17 protein-coding genes are annotated in these 17960 nt (G+C 63.3%); 13 read left to right on the top strand and 4 right to left on the bottom strand.

Annotated elements, in window-relative coordinates:
• Positions 1-13: 13 nt before the first annotated feature.
• Positions 14-910, bottom strand: a complete 897-nt coding sequence (locus tag ACZ2HM_RS16875) for a MurR/RpiR family transcriptional regulator (protein WP_037476176.1) — start codon at positions 908-910, stop codon at positions 14-16.
• 272 nt (positions 911-1182) lie between these two features.
• Between ACZ2HM_RS16875 and ACZ2HM_RS16870 the strand changes: the two genes are divergently transcribed.
• From ACZ2HM_RS16870 to ACZ2HM_RS16850, 5 genes are all read left to right on the top strand, one after another.
• Positions 1183-3393, top strand: a complete 2211-nt coding sequence (locus ACZ2HM_RS16870) for a TonB-dependent receptor plug domain-containing protein (protein WP_470425770.1) — start codon at positions 1183-1185, stop codon at positions 3391-3393.
• A 91-nt stretch (positions 3394-3484) separates the two neighbouring features.
• Positions 3485-4408: a phosphate/phosphite/phosphonate ABC transporter substrate-binding protein gene (locus ACZ2HM_RS16865; RefSeq protein ID WP_470425769.1), complete on the top strand. Its 924-nt coding sequence runs from the start codon at positions 3485-3487 to the stop codon at positions 4406-4408.
• A complete protein-coding gene (locus ACZ2HM_RS16860) occupies positions 4405-5175 on the top strand; it encodes a phosphonate ABC transporter ATP-binding protein (RefSeq protein ID WP_470425768.1) in 771 nt (256 codons plus the stop codon). The genes ACZ2HM_RS16865 and ACZ2HM_RS16860 overlap by 4 nt, the downstream gene beginning before the upstream one ends.
• Positions 5172-6173 (top strand): phosphonate ABC transporter, permease protein PhnE, encoded by a 1002-nt coding sequence (gene phnE / locus ACZ2HM_RS16855; protein ID WP_470425767.1) that lies wholly within the window; start codon positions 5172-5174, stop codon positions 6171-6173. Before ACZ2HM_RS16860 ends, phnE begins: the two co-directional genes overlap by 4 nt.
• Positions 6174-6200: 27 nt before the next feature.
• Positions 6201-8306 (top strand): phosphocholine-specific phospholipase C, encoded by a 2106-nt coding sequence (locus ACZ2HM_RS16850; protein ID WP_037476452.1) that lies wholly within the window; start codon positions 6201-6203, stop codon positions 8304-8306.
• Positions 8307-8371: 65 nt separating this feature from the next.
• Here the strand turns inward: ACZ2HM_RS16850 and ACZ2HM_RS16845 are convergent, their stop codons facing one another.
• From ACZ2HM_RS16845 to ACZ2HM_RS16835, 3 genes are all read right to left on the bottom strand, one after another.
• Positions 8372-9910, bottom strand: a complete 1539-nt coding sequence (locus ACZ2HM_RS16845; protein ID WP_037476454.1) for an alkaline phosphatase D family protein — start codon at positions 9908-9910, stop codon at positions 8372-8374.
• A gap of 167 nt (positions 9911-10077) precedes the next feature.
• Positions 10078-10464: an ArsR/SmtB family transcription factor gene (locus tag ACZ2HM_RS16840; protein WP_037476456.1), complete on the bottom strand. Its 387-nt coding sequence runs from the start codon at positions 10462-10464 to the stop codon at positions 10078-10080.
• Positions 10461-11084: a peroxiredoxin gene (locus ACZ2HM_RS16835; RefSeq protein WP_037476458.1), complete on the bottom strand. Its 624-nt coding sequence runs from the start codon at positions 11082-11084 to the stop codon at positions 10461-10463. Before ACZ2HM_RS16835 ends, ACZ2HM_RS16840 begins: the two co-directional genes overlap by 4 nt.
• A 102-nt stretch (positions 11085-11186) precedes the next feature.
• On the opposite strand from ACZ2HM_RS16835, the gene ACZ2HM_RS16830 reads away from it, so the two are divergent.
• The 8 genes from ACZ2HM_RS16830 (at position 11187) to ACZ2HM_RS16795 (ending at position 17911) form a co-directional block, all read left to right on the top strand.
• Positions 11187-12104: an MBL fold metallo-hydrolase gene (locus ACZ2HM_RS16830; RefSeq protein WP_037476460.1), complete on the top strand. Its 918-nt coding sequence runs from the start codon at positions 11187-11189 to the stop codon at positions 12102-12104.
• Complete coding sequence (locus ACZ2HM_RS16825; RefSeq protein ID WP_037476462.1) at positions 12101-12538, top strand: YeeE/YedE family protein; 438 nt, start codon at positions 12101-12103, stop codon at positions 12536-12538. The genes ACZ2HM_RS16830 and ACZ2HM_RS16825 overlap by 4 nt, the downstream gene beginning before the upstream one ends.
• Positions 12538-12948: a DUF6691 family protein gene (locus tag ACZ2HM_RS16820; protein ID WP_470425766.1), complete on the top strand. Its 411-nt coding sequence runs from the start codon at positions 12538-12540 to the stop codon at positions 12946-12948. The genes ACZ2HM_RS16825 and ACZ2HM_RS16820 overlap by 1 nt, the downstream gene beginning before the upstream one ends.
• Before the next feature lie 28 nt (positions 12949-12976).
• Positions 12977-14557, top strand: coding sequence for a bifunctional protein tyrosine phosphatase family protein/NAD(P)/FAD-dependent oxidoreductase (locus tag ACZ2HM_RS16815; protein ID WP_470425765.1), 1581 nt, complete (start codon positions 12977-12979; stop codon positions 14555-14557).
• Positions 14554-15345, top strand: coding sequence for a sulfite exporter TauE/SafE family protein (locus ACZ2HM_RS16810; protein WP_470425764.1), 792 nt, complete (start codon positions 14554-14556; stop codon positions 15343-15345). The genes ACZ2HM_RS16815 and ACZ2HM_RS16810 overlap by 4 nt, the downstream gene beginning before the upstream one ends.
• 63 nt (positions 15346-15408) lie before the next feature.
• On the top strand, positions 15409-16812 hold the full coding sequence (locus ACZ2HM_RS16805) for a cytochrome ubiquinol oxidase subunit I (RefSeq protein WP_037474946.1): 1404 nt from the start codon (positions 15409-15411) through the stop codon (positions 16810-16812).
• Entirely contained in the window at positions 16809-17807 is a 999-nt protein-coding gene (gene cydB, locus ACZ2HM_RS16800; protein ID WP_037474943.1) for a cytochrome d ubiquinol oxidase subunit II, read from the top strand. Before ACZ2HM_RS16805 ends, cydB begins: the two co-directional genes overlap by 4 nt.
• Positions 17807-17911, top strand: a complete 105-nt coding sequence (locus ACZ2HM_RS16795) for a DUF2474 family protein (RefSeq protein ID WP_076605484.1) — start codon at positions 17807-17809, stop codon at positions 17909-17911. The genes cydB and ACZ2HM_RS16795 overlap by 1 nt, the downstream gene beginning before the upstream one ends.
• Positions 17912-17960 lie beyond the last annotated feature (49 nt).

Genomic DNA, 17960 nt, shown 5'->3' with positions numbered 1-17960 from the left:
GCGGCGTTGCGCCTCAAAAGCGCTTGATCGACAGAACGTCGAACGTCTGGCGCAGCGTCTCGGTCGAGCGCTCATAATCCGCCAGCGCCAAGGCCGCGATCAGCGCATCGACCACGCAGAGCTGCGCGATCCGGCTGGTCATCGCCTCGGTGCGAAAACTCGTCTCGCGCGCCATGGTGAACAGGACCAGGTCGGCATAGGCCTGGATTGGCGAACGGGCGAAATTGGTGATGACGATGGTTTTCGCGCCCGCCTCCCTGGCCAGCCGGGTGGCCGCCACGGTCTCATGCGTGGCGCCGCTGTGCGAGATGGTCAGCACGACGACATCGGGGTCGCATCGGGATGCGCAGATCGCCTGCACATGGCTATCGACCACCACCCGCGCGTCGAGGCCGATGCGCAACATGCGATAATGCGTGTCCTCGGCGATCGGCGCGGACGAGCCGATGCCATAGACTTCCACGCGCTTGGCCGCGCGGATCATGTCGACCGCGCGGGACAGCGCGGTGGGGTCCAGCACCGACAGCGAATCGCGCAAGGCCTGAATGCCGGAATGAAATACCTTCCGGCAGATGGTGTCCATGTCGTCATCGCGCGTGACATCTTCGTGGATGAACTGGACCGGTTGCACGATTTCCTGGGCCAGGCTGAGCTTCATCTGCTGGAAGCCGGACAGGCCGATACCGCGACAGAAATTGATGATGCTGCCTTCGCTCACGCCCGTCTCTTCGGACAATTCGGTCACCGACATGCCGACGATCTTTTCGGGCTGGGCGAGGATATAATCGGCGATCCGGCTCGCCCCCTTCGCCATGCCCGGCTGGGCCACGCGAATGCGATTGAGCGTGTTGTCGATGGGACCATTGTCGGTGGTCGGCAGGGCACGGCGTTTGGGGGTAGGGGCTGTCATGAGAGTCCTGAATGGCGAGCGCGGGCGCGAACCACCTCTAACAGCATTTCGTCGCCCTGCAAAATTGAGTGTATTTTAATCGGGCTCAACGCTGCGTGCCTTCCCACCACAGCAAACTCATTTTTAATGCGATATAAAATTGAGTAATGTTCATTCAACTGTCACATCGGCCTCCTACTTGACCCCTGCAAGCGGTTGACGCGCTGCAGCATCGAGTCGGTTCCACGACATGCTGCTGCCCCGGCAACCCGAACATTTTTGGGGGTATTGTCATGGTGAAACATTCACGTCCTTACGGCCGATCGAAATTCGGCGCGGTGCATCTTGGCCTGTTGCTGGGGGCCAGCCTGCTGCCGACAACGGCCATCGCCCAGGCACCCGCCGCTGCCGAAGCAACCGCCGAAGCCGAGGCTGCTGCTTCATCGATCATCGTGACCGGCCAGCGCGTCGAAGCGACCAAAGTGGCGGCCGATGCCATCGCCTTTGGCAACAATATCCAGATCGTCAGTTCCGAAGCGATCGCCGCCAGCGGTGCCAGCAACTTCGCGGAACTGGCCCAATTCCTCATCAAGGGTGCCAATATCGGCTATTCGCCGGACGAGGGCGAATATACCATTCGCCTCGACGGCGGCGGCGACCGCGACACGCTCGTCGTCCTTGATGGCGTGCCGCTGTACGATCGTGGCCCGGCGCTGGAAGATATTTGGGGATCGACGACGATCGACCCGCACATGATCGAACGCGTCGAAGTATTCCGTGGCGGCAACAGCCTCTTCTTCGGATCGAACGGCGGCATCGGCGTCATCAGTCTGGTCACCAAGCGTCCCGACGGCACCAACAAGGTGGAATTGGGCGCAAGCTATGGCGAGTTCAATTCGCGCGAATTGTGGGGCAATGCCAAATTCGCGCTGGATGCCGAAGGGCGGCATAGTGTCATGGTCTATGGCAGCAGCCAGCAGACCGACGGCCCGCGCATCTTCGCGCCGGAAAGCTATGTCGACAACGTCGCCAAAGCTGGCGGCATCCAGAAATATCCGCTCAACCGCAACAATATCGGCGTCAAATATCTCTGGAAGATCGACGACGACACCAACTTCCGGCTCAACGGCCAATATACCCAGATCGAATTTCAGGATCCGTTCCCGGACAATGAAACCTTCTCGCCGAACCGGGTCCGCTACCCGATCATCGATTTCTCGATCGACCGGCGCTGGTCCGATGCGATCTACTCCGAACTGACCGGCTATTGGAGCAACCCACGGCTCAACAATACTGAAACCTTCGCCGAAACCTGCACCAATCGCGCAGGGTGTGTCGATGTGAAGGGCCAGCCGATCCGCTTCGGCGACGCCACGGGCCGGTCGACCCCTTATCCCAACAAGGGTTTCGGCGCGGACTCCAAGGTTGGCGGCTTTCAGGAGCGGGGTCTCAATTTCCGCAACACCTTCACCTTCCCCAAGCTGGTCGAATTCGTCGCGGGGGTCCAGGTCGTATCCTACAAGGATGACTCCGATCCGGTCTTCCCGGTCGGCGATGCTTCCACGACGATCACGGGTCTTTATTTGGACGCGCGGCCAGTCATCCCCTTCAGCCCGGATACCAAGATTTCGCTCGCGGTCCGCACCGATTTCGCCAAGAGCTTCGATTCCAAGACCATCTGGAAATTCGGCTTCCGCCAGCCGATCGGTCCCTTCTACATTCGCGGCAACGGCGGCACGTCCTACAGCCTGCCGCGCACCAACGAACTTTTCTCGGTCAGCCCGACCCAGGTCGGCAACCCCAATCTGCAGACCGAAACGACCGAAACCTATAATGGCGCGGTGGGGTTCAGCAAAGCCTTCGGCGGCGTGCAGATCAATGCCGAAGTTGGCGCGTTCCGCACCGACATCAGCAACCGTATCCAGGGTACGTCGGGCCTGACGCCTAACACATGGTTCAACAACAGCGCCGTCACCGAAATTCGGGGCATCACCGCGGACATGGATTTTATCCTCGGCAAGCAGTTCACGGCCAACATCAACTACACGAAGCAACAGGCGCGCCTCGCGGGCACCGATCTTCAGATCAACGAGACGCCGGAATATATGATCACCGGCAATGTCGCCTGGCATAGCGCGAATGACCGGTTCCACGTCACCCTGCTACCGCGCTATCAGGGGCCGGAATATGCGACCGGCGGCGGCAATGTTCGCCAACCCGATGGCAGCATGGCCGCCCGGTTCCGCAACAATTTCGGCAATTATTTCGTCATGAACGGGTCGATTGCCTATTGGGCGGGCGACGAGCGGCAGCATCGCTTCCAGCTTCGCGTCGTCAACATCACCAACACCAAATATGCCGAACGCTATGGCTACGGCAATATGCGCTTCAGTTCCGCCTTCCTGCGCGGCGAAATTGCGGCGAACAGCGACGCCTATTTCTACGGCTATGAATTCGAGGGCAAACCCCGCGCCGTCTACGCCTCCTTCACCACCAGCTTCTGATCGCCCATATGACAGAGCATTCACCGTCATGTCACAGCCCCGACCTATTCCGTCCGCCGCTCCGACGGAGCGGGATAGGAAGGATGTGCATATGAAACGGTGGATGATCGCGGCGATCTTGGTGCTGATGGCGGGCGGGGTCGGCCTGTTTTGGGCGACCCGGCAAAGCCAGAAGACGCAAGCCTTGCAGGTTCTGCTCATTCCCGCCGATGGCGGCACGGAAAGCGGGACGCTGGCGGACTATCAGCCGATCTTCAACGCCGTGTCCCGTAACACCGGCCTGACCTTCGACCTGAAAGTCGCCCAATCCTATGGCGCGGTGGTCGAGGGAATGTGCAACGGCGCGGCCGACATCGCCTTTGTCGGCCCCGTCACCTATTTGCAGGCGAAGGATCGCGGTTGCGCCGAATTGCTGGCGGTGGCGGTCAAATCCGGTGCCTCGGTCTATTATGCCGGGCTATTCGCACACAAGGACGCCGCCATCGCCACCGCCGCCGACGTGCGGGGCAAGCGCGTGGCGTTTGGCGACGTCAATTCGACCTCGTCCTTCATTTTCCCGATGACCATGTTGATGGATGCGGGGATCGATCCGGCCAAGGATCTGAAAGAGGTTCGCCTGACCGGCAGCCATGCCAGCAGCCTCGCCGCCTTGTTGCAGGGGCAGGTCGACGTCGCAGCCCTCTCCTTCGAAAGCTATGAAAAGGCGGTGCGGGAGAATGTGCCGGGCGTTCGCGATGTGAAGATCATCGCGCGCAGCGATCCCATTCCCTACCCCCCCTTGGTCGTGAACAGCAAACTACCGGCCGCGACCCGCAACCGGCTGCAATCCGCATTCCAGAATATCGCCCATGAACCCGGCATCACGCAAGAGATGATCCGGGGCTATGGCGGGGGGCAGGTCGATGGCTATGACGCCCATTTCCCCGCCGCCAAATTCACCCCCGCCGCGCAGAAGATGGCGATGGTCAGCGATGCGCTGAAGGCGGAAATCCTCAAGAAATCGGCGCAACGATGATGGATATTCGTTTCGATAGCACCACCGTTCACTATCCCGACGGCACATGCGCGCTGGATGGTGTGTCCTTCACGGTCCCTGCGGGGCAATTTGGCGTCGTGCTGGGCCATTCGGGTGCCGGAAAGTCCACCCTGCTGCGCACCGTCAATGGCTTGTCCGCCATAACCGGCGGTCGCGTGGTGGTGGGCGGCAAGCCGGTCGATCGCAAGACCCTGCCCTTCTTGCGTCGCCGCATCGGCATGGTTCACCAACATTATGGCCTGACCGCCAGGGCCAGCGTCGCCACCAATGTCATGGCCGGCGCGGTGCCTGCCATGCCCTTCTGGCGGGCGCTGTCGGGCTTTTATACCCCGGCCTTGCAGGACAAGGCCTGTGCCCTCATCGCGGCTGTCGGCCTGGACGAAGCGCATCTTGCCCGCCGTGCCGATCGGCTGTCGGGTGGCCAGCAACAGCGCGTCGGCATCGCGCGCGCCTTCATGCTGGACCCTGCCATCATCCTGGCCGACGAACCGGTCGCCAGCCTCGATCCCCGGCTCAGCCGCGAGGTGCTGGATCTGTTGCGGACGCAGGCGCGCGAACGGGGCGCGACCGTGCTGTGCAGCCTACATCAGGTCGATCTGGCACGCGATTATGCCGACCGGATCGTCGCCCTGCAGGGTGGCCGGGTCGTGTTCGACGGCCCGCCCGCGATGTTCGACGACTATGACGCCAAGCGCATCTATGCAAAGCAGGATGCCTCCGCCCCGGTCCAGGCGGTGCTGGCATGACCGCGCAGGCGCCCACCCGCTGGTCCTACCCGCGCCCCTATGGCAGCGGCACGATACTGGCGCTGATCGGCGCGGCCCTGCTGCTTTGGTATACGGGCCAGCGCGTCGAAATCGGCCGGATGGTGATGATGACGACGCAGGCCGTTGCCGTGCAATTCGGCCTGGCCGAGCAATCACAGGTCGCCGACGGCCTTGGCAACGCCATCGGCCAGCTCGTTCCCATCCAGCTTTCCGAGCGGCAGGAGATCAGCCGGATCGAGGGTTTCGATCCAACCGACCTGCCATTCCTTTCCCATGTCGAGGTCGTGGAACGTCGCGCGGAAACGATCAATCCGCAAACGATGCGGATGGAAAGCCGCCCGGTCCGAACGACCTATCTGGTGCAACCGCTGGGCTATGTCTGGCTGGTCGCGGCCAAGATGCTGGAGACGCTGGAAATCGCGCTCTGGGGCACGATCGTCGCCATTCTCATCGGCTTTCCGCTGGCGTTGCTGGGCGCGCGCAACATGATGCGCTTTGCGGCCATCCGCATGATGGCGCGCGGCATCATCGGCTTTTGCCGCGCCATTCCCGAACTGGTCAGCGCCCTGTTTCTCGTCATCGCCTATGGTTTCGGCCCGATCGCGGGCATATTGGCGCTTGGCCTCTATGGCGCAGGTTTCCTCGGCAAATTCTATGCCGACGATGCCGAAAATGCCGACCCCCGGCCACAGGAAGCCCTGACCGCCATCGGCGCGGGCAAGATGTTGATGTGGCGCTATGCCATCCTGCCCCAGGTGCTGCCCCAATATATCGCCTACACCCTCTACATCCTCGACCGGAATGTCCGCATGGCGACCGTAATCGGGCTGGTGGGTGCGGGCGGCATCGGTCAGGAACTCAAGGGCCGCTACGACATGTATGAATATGGCCATGTCGGCACCATCCTGATCGCGATCTTCATCGTCGTTCTGCTGCTGGATCGCAGCGCCGGACGGCTACGCAAATCCCTTTTATAACCCCCCATCCTATCGATCGGAGCGGCCATGTCCCTGAAGAACAGACGCGATTTCCTCAAGACCGCCAGCGTGGCGGGGACCATGGCGGCCATACCGGGCAGCATCGGGCGGGCACTGGCCATCGCGCCCAAGCGCGTGACCGGCACGATCAAGGACGTGAAGCATATCGTCATCCTGATGCAGGAAAACCGGTCCTTCGATCATTATTTCGGCACGCTCAAAGGGGTGCGGGGTTTTGGCGATCGCCATCCCATCCCCCTGCCCGACAATCGCCCGGTCTGGTGGCAATCCAACGGCGCGCGCGACCTGCCGCCCTTCCATCTGGATACGGAGCGGACCAACGCACTCAAGGTGCCGGGCACCCCACACAGCTTTTCCGACGCGCAGGCCGCCTGGAATCAGGGCAAATTCGGTCTGTGGCCCAAATATAAGACCGATTATTCGATGGGCTATTACAAGCGGCAGGATATTCCCTTCCAGTTTGCGCTCGCCGAGGCCTTCACCATCTGCGACGCTTATCATTGTTCGGTCACCAGCGGCACCGACCCCAATCGCATCGTCTTCTGGTCCGGCTCCAGCTTCGATCCCGCCATCGCGGCCAAGGGCGTGAATTGCCGGGACACGCATTCGGAACCCAATAATCTGCGCTGCTGGATCAAGGGCGCACTGCCGGAGCCTGGCTACACCTATGCCGGCAATGCGCTGGAATGGGCGACCATTCCCGAAGTGCTGGAGGCGGCCGGGGTCGACTGGCGCATCTATCAAGACCCTAACGACAATTGGACCGGCGCGATGCATGGCGGCCTCGCCTTCAAGGGGTTCCGCGATGCCAAGCCGGATTCTGCCCTCTATCAGCGCGGCATGAGCGCCTTTTCGCTCGAACAGTTCGCCAAGGATGTGAAGGACGGCACGCTGCCTGCCGTAACCTGGATCTTGCCGCCCAAGGAGCGATCGGAACATCCCAGCGCCTCCACCCCGATCGAGGGTGCGGCCTTCACGGCGGAGGTTCTGGACGCGCTCACTGCCAACCCGGACCTGTGGAGCCAGACCGTCTTCTTTCAGACGTTCGACGAGAATGACGGGTTGTTCGACCATGTGCCGCCGCCCGCGCCGCCGTCCTATAATCGCGACGGCACGATGGCGGGCAAGGCGACGCTCGACCTGGCGGGCGAATATTTCGACGATCATGAGGATAAATATACGTCGCGCGATGACGATGTGAGCGGCACGACACGGCCCTGGGGGCTTGGCCCGCGCGTGCCCATGTATGTCGTTTCGCCATGGAGCCGGGGCGGCTGGGTCAACAGCGAGATATTCGATCACACTTCGGTCGGCCAGTTCCTCGAAAAACGCTTCGGTGTCACGATCCCCGGCATCAGCCCATGGCATCGCGCTGTCTGTGGCGACCTGACCAGCTGCTTCGATTTCAGCCAGAGTAGCGATGCCACTTTCCCCGACCTGCCCGATGTCAGCGCCGCCAGCGCGATCCTGGCCGATCATCTTGCCCGTCCCAAGGCGCTGCCGCCGCGCGCGCCGCAGGACATGTATCAGGAAGCGGGTATCCGCCGATCGCGCGCCCTGCCCTACATCCTCCACGTCGATGCCGTCGCGACGAAGGATGCTCTAACCCTGACATTCACCAATGAAGGACGCGCCGGTGCCGTCTTCCACGTCTATGACAAGCATAGGCTGCATCAGATCCCGCGCCGCTACACGGTGGAAGCGGGCAAATCGCTGAACGATCAATGGGCCGCCAACGATCAGGGCCGCTTCGACCTCATCGTGCTTGGTCCCAATGGCTTCGTCCGGGGCTTCACTGGCGATCTGGCGCAGGCCGCCGCCGCGCCGGTCCTCACCGCCCGTTATGATGCGGCGGGCAAGGCCATGCGCCTGCGTCTCGCGTCCGATGGATCGACCCCTGCCAGCGTCACATTGGGCAAGGATGCCTATGGGGTTCAGGCCGACCGGGCGGTCATGGTCATAGGCGGCAGCAGCACCAACGAACGCTGGCCGGTGGCGAAGAGCGAAGACTGGTATGATCTGACCGTCGCCATGGCGGGCATGGACATCCACCTGGCCGGACGGGTCGAAACCGGACGCCACGGCATCAGCGACCCGCTCATGCGGGCCTGAAGCCGAGCAAAGGCAAAAAAGGGGGCTGGCCGAGACATCGGCCAGCCCCCTTTTTCATGACCAGCCTACAGGTCGGCGACGCGCATCTCTATCTCGGTCGAAACGGCGGACTTGGCATCATATTGGTCCGCGACCACGCGATAGGCCGTGGTCCAATGTTTGCCGTCCACCTCGAACCGGCAATAGCCCCGCTGACGGCCATTATAATGGCGCACATGCGGGTTATCAGCGCGCGATTGCTCCATCGCCCCAGCCCATGGACATTCCGATGCGATCGACGTTCCGGCAAATTCATGCCCGATCCTGCGGGATTTGGCGTTTAACGGCTCGGCATGCATCGTCATGGCCGCCGCACAATGCCAATCGCCGCTGATCGCCACAGGATTGGCCACGCCATCGCCCAAAACATCCAGCAACTGCTGACGCGCGACAGGATAGCCATCCCAACTGTCGAAGTTCACCGCGGCAGGCTCTGGCGCCTTATTGTAGCGATAGGGTGACAACCAGCATTGAGATGCCAGTACGTTGAACGCCGCGTCCGATCGATTCAGCGCCCCATAAAGCCATTGTTCCTGCGTCGCCCCCAGCATCGACCGGTCGGGACGAGCCGCTTCCGCGCACGGCACTTGCCCCGGAAAGCCATCACCGCACACCTGATCGGCGCGAAACTGGCGGGTGTCGAGCAGATGCACCTGCGCCGGGCCAAAGCGATACAGACCATACATCTGCAGACTGCTCTCGATCCCGTCGATGATCGGCGGCTTTTCGATCGGCATATGCTCATAATAGGCCTTCAAGGCGGCCAGTTTGCGGACCTTCCATTCCAGCGGCGTCTGCGCTTCGGGATCCTGCGGCGTATCGCCTGCCCAATTATTGTCGATTTCATGATCGTCCATGGCGACGATCCACGGGCTGGCCGCCCGCGCCGCCTGGAGCGCGGGGTCAGAATTGTAGAGCGCATAGCGGTTGCGATAATCCCAAAGGCTCACGATTTCCGCGCTATTATGCTGACGCACGGTGCGGAAGACGCGCTGTTCTCCGGCCAGATCGACGCGACGCTCGCCCAGCGGGCTGATACCCCCTTCATAGATATAATCGCCGACATGGATCACGCAGTCCGGCGCCCAGGCCGCCATATCGGCAAAGGCGTTGAAATAGCCGCTCTGCCAGGATTGACAGCTGGCAACCGCCAGCTTGACCGACGGATCGCGGCGATTGCTGGTGCGGGTCCGGCCGATAGCCGTCTCGAACGCACCCACCGTAAACTGATACCAATATTCGCGACCCGGCTGCAGTCCCTCGATCAGCGCATGCACCGAATGGCCTTCGCTCGCGCGCGCAACAGCCTCACTCTCGCGGACAAGCCTGCGCTGTTCCGCATCGGCCCAGACCCGGTAGCGGACCGGCACGTCGCTCGACGGCATGCCGCCGCCTTTCAGCGGGTCAGGCGCAAGCCGGGTCCACAGGATCACACTGGTATCACGCGGCGCGCCGGACGCGATGCCCAGTGTGAACGGATTCACCTTGATCTGCGCGCGCACCAGGGACGATGTTAGAAGCGCGGTGGCGGTCGACGCTCCCAGAAACAGGCGACGTGTGAGCATATGGAATCTCCCCTGCAGACAGCGGATGCTGGCCAAGAGTGAAATATACTCAATATCATTGCATATTTATGTGAGAATTATACATATCCGTGCATGGAGTAGGATCTGATTTGTTCCGCTATCTCCTATGTCGCCAAGCCAAAATGGGGTCGGACCGGCGAACGCGCCTAGTGTATAATGCGGGCAAAGGCCGCCACACCGTCGATCGTCGGCGCGGGTAAGGATGTCGGTTCGACGGTTGGCAAAGACGGTGCGCCATCGCCTGCGAATATTGCCTCGATCGTGCGGACGCAGAGCGCCACGCCATCGTCGGCGAGCATATACCAGACCTGCTTGGCCTCCTTGCGGTTCTGCACCAGGTCGGCGCGGCGCAGTTCGGCCAGTTGCTGGCTGAGCGCTGGCTGGCCGATGCCCGTGATCTCGGCGATCTCGCCGACATTGCGTTCGCCGCGCAGCAGGCAGGACAGGATCATCAACCGCTGCGGCTGGGCGAAGACCTTGATCTTTTCAGCGGCCAACGCCGCGGCGTCGCGATCCACATAAAGCGCGCTCATGCGGACGCCTCGAACCGGCAGAACCAGTCGGGTGCTGCATCGGTCCCGTCAGCGGCGGGCAGCAATAGCGGCTGACCGTCCGTCCAGCCCTCAGGCGTCAGGCTGCTTGCGCCATCGACCCGCTGCAACGCGCGCAACAGGCGCAGCATCTCGTCCACCGAGCGGCCGACATTATGCGGATAGCAGGTCGTCGCGCGAACGACCCCCTGCGGATCGATGAAGAAGGTCGAGCGCATGGCCATGCTGTCGACGGCTGAGTCATCGATCATCCCATAGGCGCGGCCGACCGCCATGCTGGGATCTTCGATGATGGGAAAGTCGATTCCCACGCCGAACAGATCGCGCAGCGCGCGGACCCAGGCGAGATGGGCATAGAGGCTGTCCACCGACAGGCCGACCAGCTTGCAATCGAGCGCGTCGAAATCCGCCTGACGCCGCGCCAGCGCGGCGAACTCAGTGCTGCATACCGGCGTGAAATCGGCGGGGTGCGAAAAGAAGATCACCCATTGGCCGCGCAGCGCCGAGAGTTGAAAATCGCCCTTGGTCGATCGGGCACGGAAATCAGGGGCCATGTCGCCGATCCGCACCGGCCGCCGTCCATCTGTCATCACTTCGTTCATGCCTGTCGTCCTGCAATCCTGGCCACCATGAGGCAACCCCTTGACGGCCTAGCTCTATACATATACATGATTCATGTAAATATGAAACTAAAGGAAAGTCGCATGTCCGACCCCGCATTGACCAAAGCCCAGACGCAGATCCTCGCCGCCCGCGAAGGCGTGCCCGTGATCAAGTCCTTCTTCGATCCGCCGACCTTCACCGTGACCTATGTCGTGCATGACGCGCAGACGCATCGCGCCGCCGTGATCGATAGCGTGATGACCTATGATCCCGCTTCCGGCCGCACGAATGTCGAATCCGCCGATCCGGTGATCGCCTATGTCGAGGCGGAGGGGCTGACCGTCGATTGGCATCTGGAAACCCACGCCCATGCCGATCATCTCTCGGCGGCTCCCTATCTCCAGCAGAAGCTGGGCGGGAAGATCGCGATTGGCGCGCATATCTGCGAGGTGCAGCATATGTTCGGCAAGCTGTTCAACGTCGGCGCGGAATTTCCGCGCGATGGATCGGACTTCGACCATCTGTGGGCCGATGGTGACAGTTTCGCAATCGGCACCCTGTCGGTCACCGTGCTGCATGTGCCCGGCCACACCCCGGCCTGCGTCGCCTATGTGATCGGCGATGCGGTATTCGTGGGCGATACCATGTTCATGCCCGATTATGGCACCGCGCGCGCCGACTTCCCCGGCGGCGACGCGCGCACCTTGTTCCGGTCGATGCGCCGGTTGCTGGAACTGCCGCCCGAAACCCGGCTCTTCCTGTGCCATGACTATCTACCCGCAGGCCGCGACCATTATGTCTGGGAAACGACCGTGGCGGACCAGCGCCGGGCCAATATCCACGCCCATGACGGCATAACCGAAGACGAATTCGTCGCCATGCGCGAAGCGCGCGACCGCACGCTGGACATGCCGCGCCTGATCCTGCCCTCGGTTCAGGTCAACATGCGCGCGGGCCATCTGCCGGTCGCCGAGGATAATGGCGTCGCCTATCTCAAGATCCCGGTGAACCAGCTATGATCCCCGGCTTTCCCGATGCGCAGCCGGTGGCGGGCCTCATCGGCGGGCTGATGATCGGCGTGGCGGCGGCGATCATGCTGCTCGGCCTCGGCCGGATCGCGGGCGTCAGCGGGCTTGCGGCGCGGGCCGTTGGCTTCACGCAGGGCGGCGCACCGCGCAGCGTCGCCATCGCCTTCATCCTCGGCTTGCCATTGGGTGCGCTGGTCGTGGCGCTGCTGTCGGGCGGCGTCCCGGCCAGCTACCCCGCGCCCGCCCTGCTGATCGTTGCCGGCCTGATCGTCGGTTATGGCACGCGGCTGGGGTCAGGCTGCACCAGCGGCCATGGCGTATGCGGCGTGTCGCGCCTGTCGCGCCGCTCGCTCACCGCCACCGCTTTGTTCATGGGCAGCGGCTTTGCCACCGTGGCGATCCTCCGTTTGGCGGGACTTTTGTGATGCGGGTCATCCTTGCGCTACTGTCCGGTTCGCTGTTCGGCGCGGGCCTTGCCCTATCGGGCATGGCCGATCCGATGCGGGTGCGCGCCTTTCTCGACCTGTTGGGACCGTGGGATCCGACGCTGGCCTTCGTCATGGGCGGCGCGATGATCCCGATGGCGTTTGCCTGGATGGTGCAGAAGCGGATCGAGCGCCCCATTGCCGATCAGCAGTTCAACCTGCCCGAAACCAGAGGGATCGACGGCAAACTTGCGCTCGGCGCGATCCTGTTCGGCATCGGCTGGGGCATAGGCGGCCTGTGCCCCGGCCCCGCCCTCGCCAGCCTGGCGCTCGCCCCGGCGGCGGTCGCTCCCTTCGTGCTGGCCATGCTGGGCGGCATGGCGCTGCACCGCGTCACGTCAAGACCATAACCGGCACGCCGGACCAAGGAGGATCATCATGGATATCAAGCGGCTGACCCCAGCCTTCGGCACGGCCCCGCAACTGACGCCGCACGATGTCGAACAGGCCGCGCGCGACGGATTTCGCGCGATCATCTGCAACCGCCCCGATGGCGAGGAGGATGGCCAGCCGACCGCTGCCGACATCGGTGCGGTTGCCAGAGCCGCTGGCCTCGCTTTCGCGCACATCCCCGTAACCCCCGGCGCGATGACCGATGCCGATGCGCAGGCGATGCGCCACGCGCTCGATACCCTCCCTGGCCCGGTGCTGGGCTATTGCCGGTCAGGCGCGCGCGCCGAAAAACTGGCGGCGATGGCGGACGCACTGGTCGCCGGACAGGACGCCACCCCTTATGATATCCTGATCATCGGCGGCGGCAGCGCCGGGATCGCCACGGCCGCCAGCATCCTCAAGCGCCGCCGGGGCATCCGCCTCGCCATCGTCGAACCGAGCGACGATCATTATTATCAGCCCGGCTGGACGATGGTGGGCGCGGGCGTGTTCGACAGCGGCTTTACCCGGCGTAGCGAGGCGCACCTGATCCCGAACGGCGCGACCTGGATCAAGGGGTCGGTCAGCCATTTCCAGCCCGATGACAAACAGGTGCTGCTCGATGACGGGCGGCGGATCGGCTATGGCGTGTTGATCGTCTGCCCCGGCATCAAGCTCGACTGGAACGCCATTCCGGGCCTCGCCGATGCGCTGGGCCATGATGGCGTCACGTCCAATTATCGCTACGATCTGGCCCCCTATACCCATCGCCTGGCCAAGGCGTTCAAGGGCGGACGCGCACTCTTCACCCAACCACCCATGCCGATCAAATGCGCAGGCGCACCGCAAAAGGCGATGTATCTGTCCTGCCACCGCTGGGAAAAAGCGGGCGTGCTGGCGCAAAGCGACGTGCAGTTCCACACCGCCGGTCCAGCGCTGTTCGGGGTCGCCGCCTATGTCCCGGCGCTGATGGACTATGTCGATCGCTACGGCATTCACCTCAATTTCGGGTCGAAGCTGGTGGAGATTGATGGCCCGGCCAAGACCGCCATTTTCGAGCAGGCGGACGGCGATGGCGTCAAGCGCGTGGCGGAACGCTATGACATGATCCATGTCGTCCCCCCGCAGGTCGCGCCGGACTTCATCCGCAACAGTCTGCTCGCCGCCCCCTCCGGCTTCGTCGCGGTGGACGAGGCGACGCTGCGCCACCCGCACTACCCCGATATTTTCGCGCTCGGCGATGCCTGTTCCGCATCCAATGCCAAGACGATGGCCGCCGCGCGCAAGCAGGCGCCGGTGGTCGCGGTGAACGCGCTGGCCGCGCTTGATGGCCATCCCCCGGTCGCGGCCTATGACGGCTATGGCAGTTGTCCGCTGACCGTGGAGGCCGGCAAGATCGTGCTGGCCGAGTTCGGCTATGGCGGCAAATTGATGCCCAGCTTCCCCAACTGGCTGATCGACGGCACCCGCCCGTCACGCCTGTCCTGGCTGCTCAAGGATACCATCCTGCCGCCAGTCTATTGGCATGGAATGCTCAAGGGCCGCGAGTGGATGGTCAAGCCCCAGCCGATCGAGTCGCGGTCATGATGGACCTGACCCAATATCTGCTGGGCGGCCTGTCGGGTAGCCTGGTCGGCTTCGTGCTGGGTCTGGTCGGCGGCGGCGGGTCCATCCTGGCCGTGCCGCTGATGGTCTATCTGGTCGGCGTGCCCAACCCGCATGTCGCCATCGGCACCAGCGCGCTCGCCGTTGCCATCAATGCCGCGACGGGCCTTGCCAGCCATGCCCGCGCCCATCATGTCAAATGGCGCTGCGGCGGCATCTATGCCGCGGCGGGCATCGTCGGCGCGCTCGCCGGATCGACCTTTGGCAAGATGGTGGATGGCGACAAATTGCTGGCCCTGTTCGCGCTCGTCATGCTGCTGGTCGGCGTGCTGATGCTCAAGGGGCGCGGCAATGCGGGCAATCCGGGCGCAGAATGCAATCGCGAAAAAGCGCCCAAGGTGGTCGGCTATGGCCTTGGGTCGGGCTTGTTTTCCGGCTTCTTCGGCATTGGCGGCGGTTTCCTGATCGTGCCGGGCTTGGTCGCCTCGACCGGCATGCCGATGCTGATGGCGGTCGGCACGTCGCTCGTCGCCGTTACGGCGTTCGGCCTCACCACGGCCGCCAACTATGCCTCTTCCGGGCTGATCGACTGGCCGCTCGCCGCGGTGTTCGTGGCGGGTGGGGTCGTCGGCAGCGTCGGCGGCACGCGGCTGGCCGAGCGGCTGGGGGCCAAGACCGGGCGCCTGACCACCGTCTTTGCGATCCTGATCTTCGTCGTCGCCCTTTACATGCTCTGGCGCAGCGCGGCTGCCTTCCTGCCCGGCCTCTGACAATCTGACCTATCTCTTTATCCCTGCCCATCTGGTACAAGATCGGGCGAAAGGACATGTCCAATGTTCGACTCCTTAGACGCCCTGATCCTCGCCCGCGCCCAGTTCGCCTTCACGGTGAGCTTCCATTTCCTCTTCCCGGCCTTTTCGATCGGCCTCGCCAGTTTCCTGATGGTGCTGGAGGGGCTGTGGCTCGCCACCGGCAAGGGCGTCTATGCCAATCTCTTCCGCTACTGGCTCAAGATTTTCGCCGTCGTCTTCGCCATGGGCGTCGTGTCGGGCATCGTCATGTCCTATCAGTTCGGCACCAACTGGTCGGTCTTCTCCGACAAGGCGGGTCCGGTCATCGGCCCGCTCATGGCTTATGAAGTGCTGACTGCCTTCTTCCTGGAGGCCGGTTTCCTGGGCGTCATGCTGTTCGGCATCAACAAGGTCGGGCGCAAGCTGCACTTCACCGCCACCTGCGCGGTCGCCATCGGCACTTTCATCTCCGCCTTCTGGATATTGTCGGTCAACAGCTGGATGCAAACGCCGACCGGTTACGAGATCGGCGCGAACGGCCAGTTCCTGCCCGGACCCAGCTGGATGGCGATCATCTTCAACCCCAGCTTCCCCTATCGCCTGGTTCACACCGTCCTGGCCGCCTATCTGACCACGGCCTTTGCGGTCGGCGGCGTGGGGGCCTGGCATCTGCTCAAGGACCGGACCAACCCCGGCGCGCGGACCATGTTCTCCATGGCGATGTGGATGGCGGCGATCGTCGCGCCGATCCAGATTTTCGCGGGCGACATGCACGGTCTCAACACGCTGGAGCATCAGCCGGTCAAGGTGATGGCGATGGAAGGCCATTATGACAGCCACCCCGACGGCGCGCCGCTCATCCTGTTCGGCATCCCCGACAGCGCCAACAAGCGGGTCGATTATGCAGTCTCCATTCCCAAGGCATCGTCGCTGATCCTCAAGCATGACCTCAATGCGCCGATGAAGGGGCTCGACACCGTGCCGGAAGCCGATCAGCCGCCGGTCGGGATCGTCTTCTGGGCGTTTCGCGTCATGGTCGGCATCGGTTTTGCGATGTTGGGGCTGGGCCTGTGGAGCCTGATCGCGCGCTGGCGCGGCAAGCTGCATGACTGGCCATGGCTGCATCGCGCCGCACTGGTGCTGGGGCCATCGGGGTTCGTCGCCGTGCTGGCGGGATGGATTGTGACCGAAGTCGGGCGGCAGCCTTTCACCGTCTACGGCCTGCTGCGCACCGCGCAAAGTGCCTCACCGCTGGATGCGCCCGCGGTTGCGGCCTCGCTGCTGGCCTTCGTCATCGTCTATTTCAGCGTCTTCGGCATGGGCATCTGGTATCTGCTGCACCTGATGAAGAAGCCGCCCGAAGCGCATGAAAGCACGCTGGACGGCGCGCCGATCCGCACCGCAGGCATCACCCCCGCACCCGCCATCGAAGGAGGCGAAGCATGATCGACCTGACCGTCATCTGGGCCGCCATCATCGGCTTTGCGATCATCGCCTATGTCGTGATGGACGGGTTCGACCTCGGCATCGGCCTGCTCTTCCCGCTGTTCAAGGTGGGCAAGGACCGCGACACCGCGATGAACAGCATCGCGCCGGTATGGGACGGCAATGAAACCTGGCTGGTGCTGGGCGGCGGCGGGCTGCTTGCCGCCTTTCCGCTCGCCTATGCCATCATCCTGCCCGCCCTTTATGCGCCGTTAATCGCCATGCTGCTCGGCCTCGTGCTGCGCGGCGTCGCGTTCGAGTTTCGCTGGCGCGATCCCGCGCATCGCGCCTGGTGGGACCGCGCCTTCACCGGCGGGTCCGCCGTCGCCACCTTTGCCCAAGGGATTGCGCTGGGTGCCTTGCTGCAGGGCATCAGTGTCGAAGGCCGCGCTTATTCGGGCGGCTGGTGGGAATGGCTCTCGCCCTTCTCGCTGCTCACCGGCTTTGGCCTGATGGTCGGCTATGCGCTGCTCGGCGCCTGCTGGCTCAACTGGAAGACCGAGGGCGGCTTGCAGCGCCAGGCCGTGACCTATGCCGGGCGGCTGGGCATCGTCATGCTGGTCGTGATCGGCGCGGTGAGCCTGGCCACGCTGACGCTGGAGGGCAGCTATCAAAGCCGCTGGCTGGCCTGGCCCGGCGTGCTGGCCACCGCGCAAGTACCGCTGGCGACGATCATCGTCACCGCGCTCTTCTACCGCAGCCTTTCCCAACGCAAGGACGCGCAGCCCTTCCTCTGGGCGCTCGCCCTGTTCGGGCTGTGCCTGCTTGGCCTTGGCATTTCGATCTGGCCCTATGTGATACCAGAGCGCGTCACCATCTGGGAAGCCGCCGCCCCCTATCGCAGCCAGCTCTTCATGCTGGTCGGCGGCGCGGTACTCGTCCCGATCATCCTCGCCTACACCGCCTGGGCCTATTGGGTGTTCCGCGGCAAGGTCGGCAGCGATGGCTATCACTGATGCGTAAACAGCTACGCCAAATCGGCTGGTTCATCGGCATCTGGGCCGCGAGCATCGCGGCCCTTGGGCTGCTATCCTTAGGCCTGCGCCACTGGTTGCTCTGAGGATTTGAAGGGAGCGACGACCTGATATCGATGGGACAAAATATAGCCG

The sequence above is a fragment of the Sphingobium sp. KKT206 genome, from assembly GCF_055640555.1.
Note: the sequence above shows the minus strand (reverse complement) of the source record. Positions and strands in the feature narration are given on the sequence as shown.

Excerpts from the sequence above, each read along its gene's own strand:
- ACZ2HM_RS16815 (WP_470425765.1), top strand. The coding sequence starts at position 12,977 with ATGGATATCAAGCGGCTGACCCCAGCCTTCGGCACGGCCCCGCAACTG.
- ACZ2HM_RS16830 (WP_037476460.1), top strand. The coding sequence starts at position 11,187 with ATGTCCGACCCCGCATTGACCAAAGCCCAGACGCAGATCCTCGCCGCC.
- ACZ2HM_RS16825 (WP_037476462.1), top strand. The coding sequence starts at position 12,101 with ATGATCCCCGGCTTTCCCGATGCGCAGCCGGTGGCGGGCCTCATCGGC.
- ACZ2HM_RS16860 (WP_470425768.1), top strand. The coding sequence starts at position 4,405 with ATGATGGATATTCGTTTCGATAGCACCACCGTTCACTATCCCGACGGC.
- phnE (WP_470425767.1), top strand. The coding sequence starts at position 5,172 with ATGACCGCGCAGGCGCCCACCCGCTGGTCCTACCCGCGCCCCTATGGC.
- ACZ2HM_RS16795 (WP_076605484.1), top strand. The coding sequence starts at position 17,807 with ATGCGTAAACAGCTACGCCAAATCGGCTGGTTCATCGGCATCTGGGCC.
- ACZ2HM_RS16820 (WP_470425766.1), top strand. The coding sequence starts at position 12,538 with ATGCGGGTCATCCTTGCGCTACTGTCCGGTTCGCTGTTCGGCGCGGGC.
- cydB (WP_037474943.1), top strand. The coding sequence starts at position 16,809 with ATGATCGACCTGACCGTCATCTGGGCCGCCATCATCGGCTTTGCGATC.
- ACZ2HM_RS16840 (WP_037476456.1), bottom strand. The coding sequence starts at position 10,464 with ATGAGCGCGCTTTATGTGGATCGCGACGCCGCGGCGTTGGCCGCTGAA.
- ACZ2HM_RS16850 (WP_037476452.1), top strand. The coding sequence starts at position 6,201 with ATGTCCCTGAAGAACAGACGCGATTTCCTCAAGACCGCCAGCGTGGCG.
- ACZ2HM_RS16845 (WP_037476454.1), bottom strand. The coding sequence starts at position 9,910 with ATGCTCACACGTCGCCTGTTTCTGGGAGCGTCGACCGCCACCGCGCTT.
- ACZ2HM_RS16865 (WP_470425769.1), top strand. The coding sequence starts at position 3,485 with ATGAAACGGTGGATGATCGCGGCGATCTTGGTGCTGATGGCGGGCGGG.
- ACZ2HM_RS16870 (WP_470425770.1), top strand. The coding sequence starts at position 1,183 with ATGGTGAAACATTCACGTCCTTACGGCCGATCGAAATTCGGCGCGGTG.
- ACZ2HM_RS16875 (WP_037476176.1), bottom strand. The coding sequence starts at position 910 with ATGACAGCCCCTACCCCCAAACGCCGTGCCCTGCCGACCACCGACAAT.
- ACZ2HM_RS16805 (WP_037474946.1), top strand. The coding sequence starts at position 15,409 with ATGTTCGACTCCTTAGACGCCCTGATCCTCGCCCGCGCCCAGTTCGCC.
- ACZ2HM_RS16810 (WP_470425764.1), top strand. The coding sequence starts at position 14,554 with ATGATGGACCTGACCCAATATCTGCTGGGCGGCCTGTCGGGTAGCCTG.
- ACZ2HM_RS16835 (WP_037476458.1), bottom strand. The coding sequence starts at position 11,084 with ATGAACGAAGTGATGACAGATGGACGGCGGCCGGTGCGGATCGGCGAC.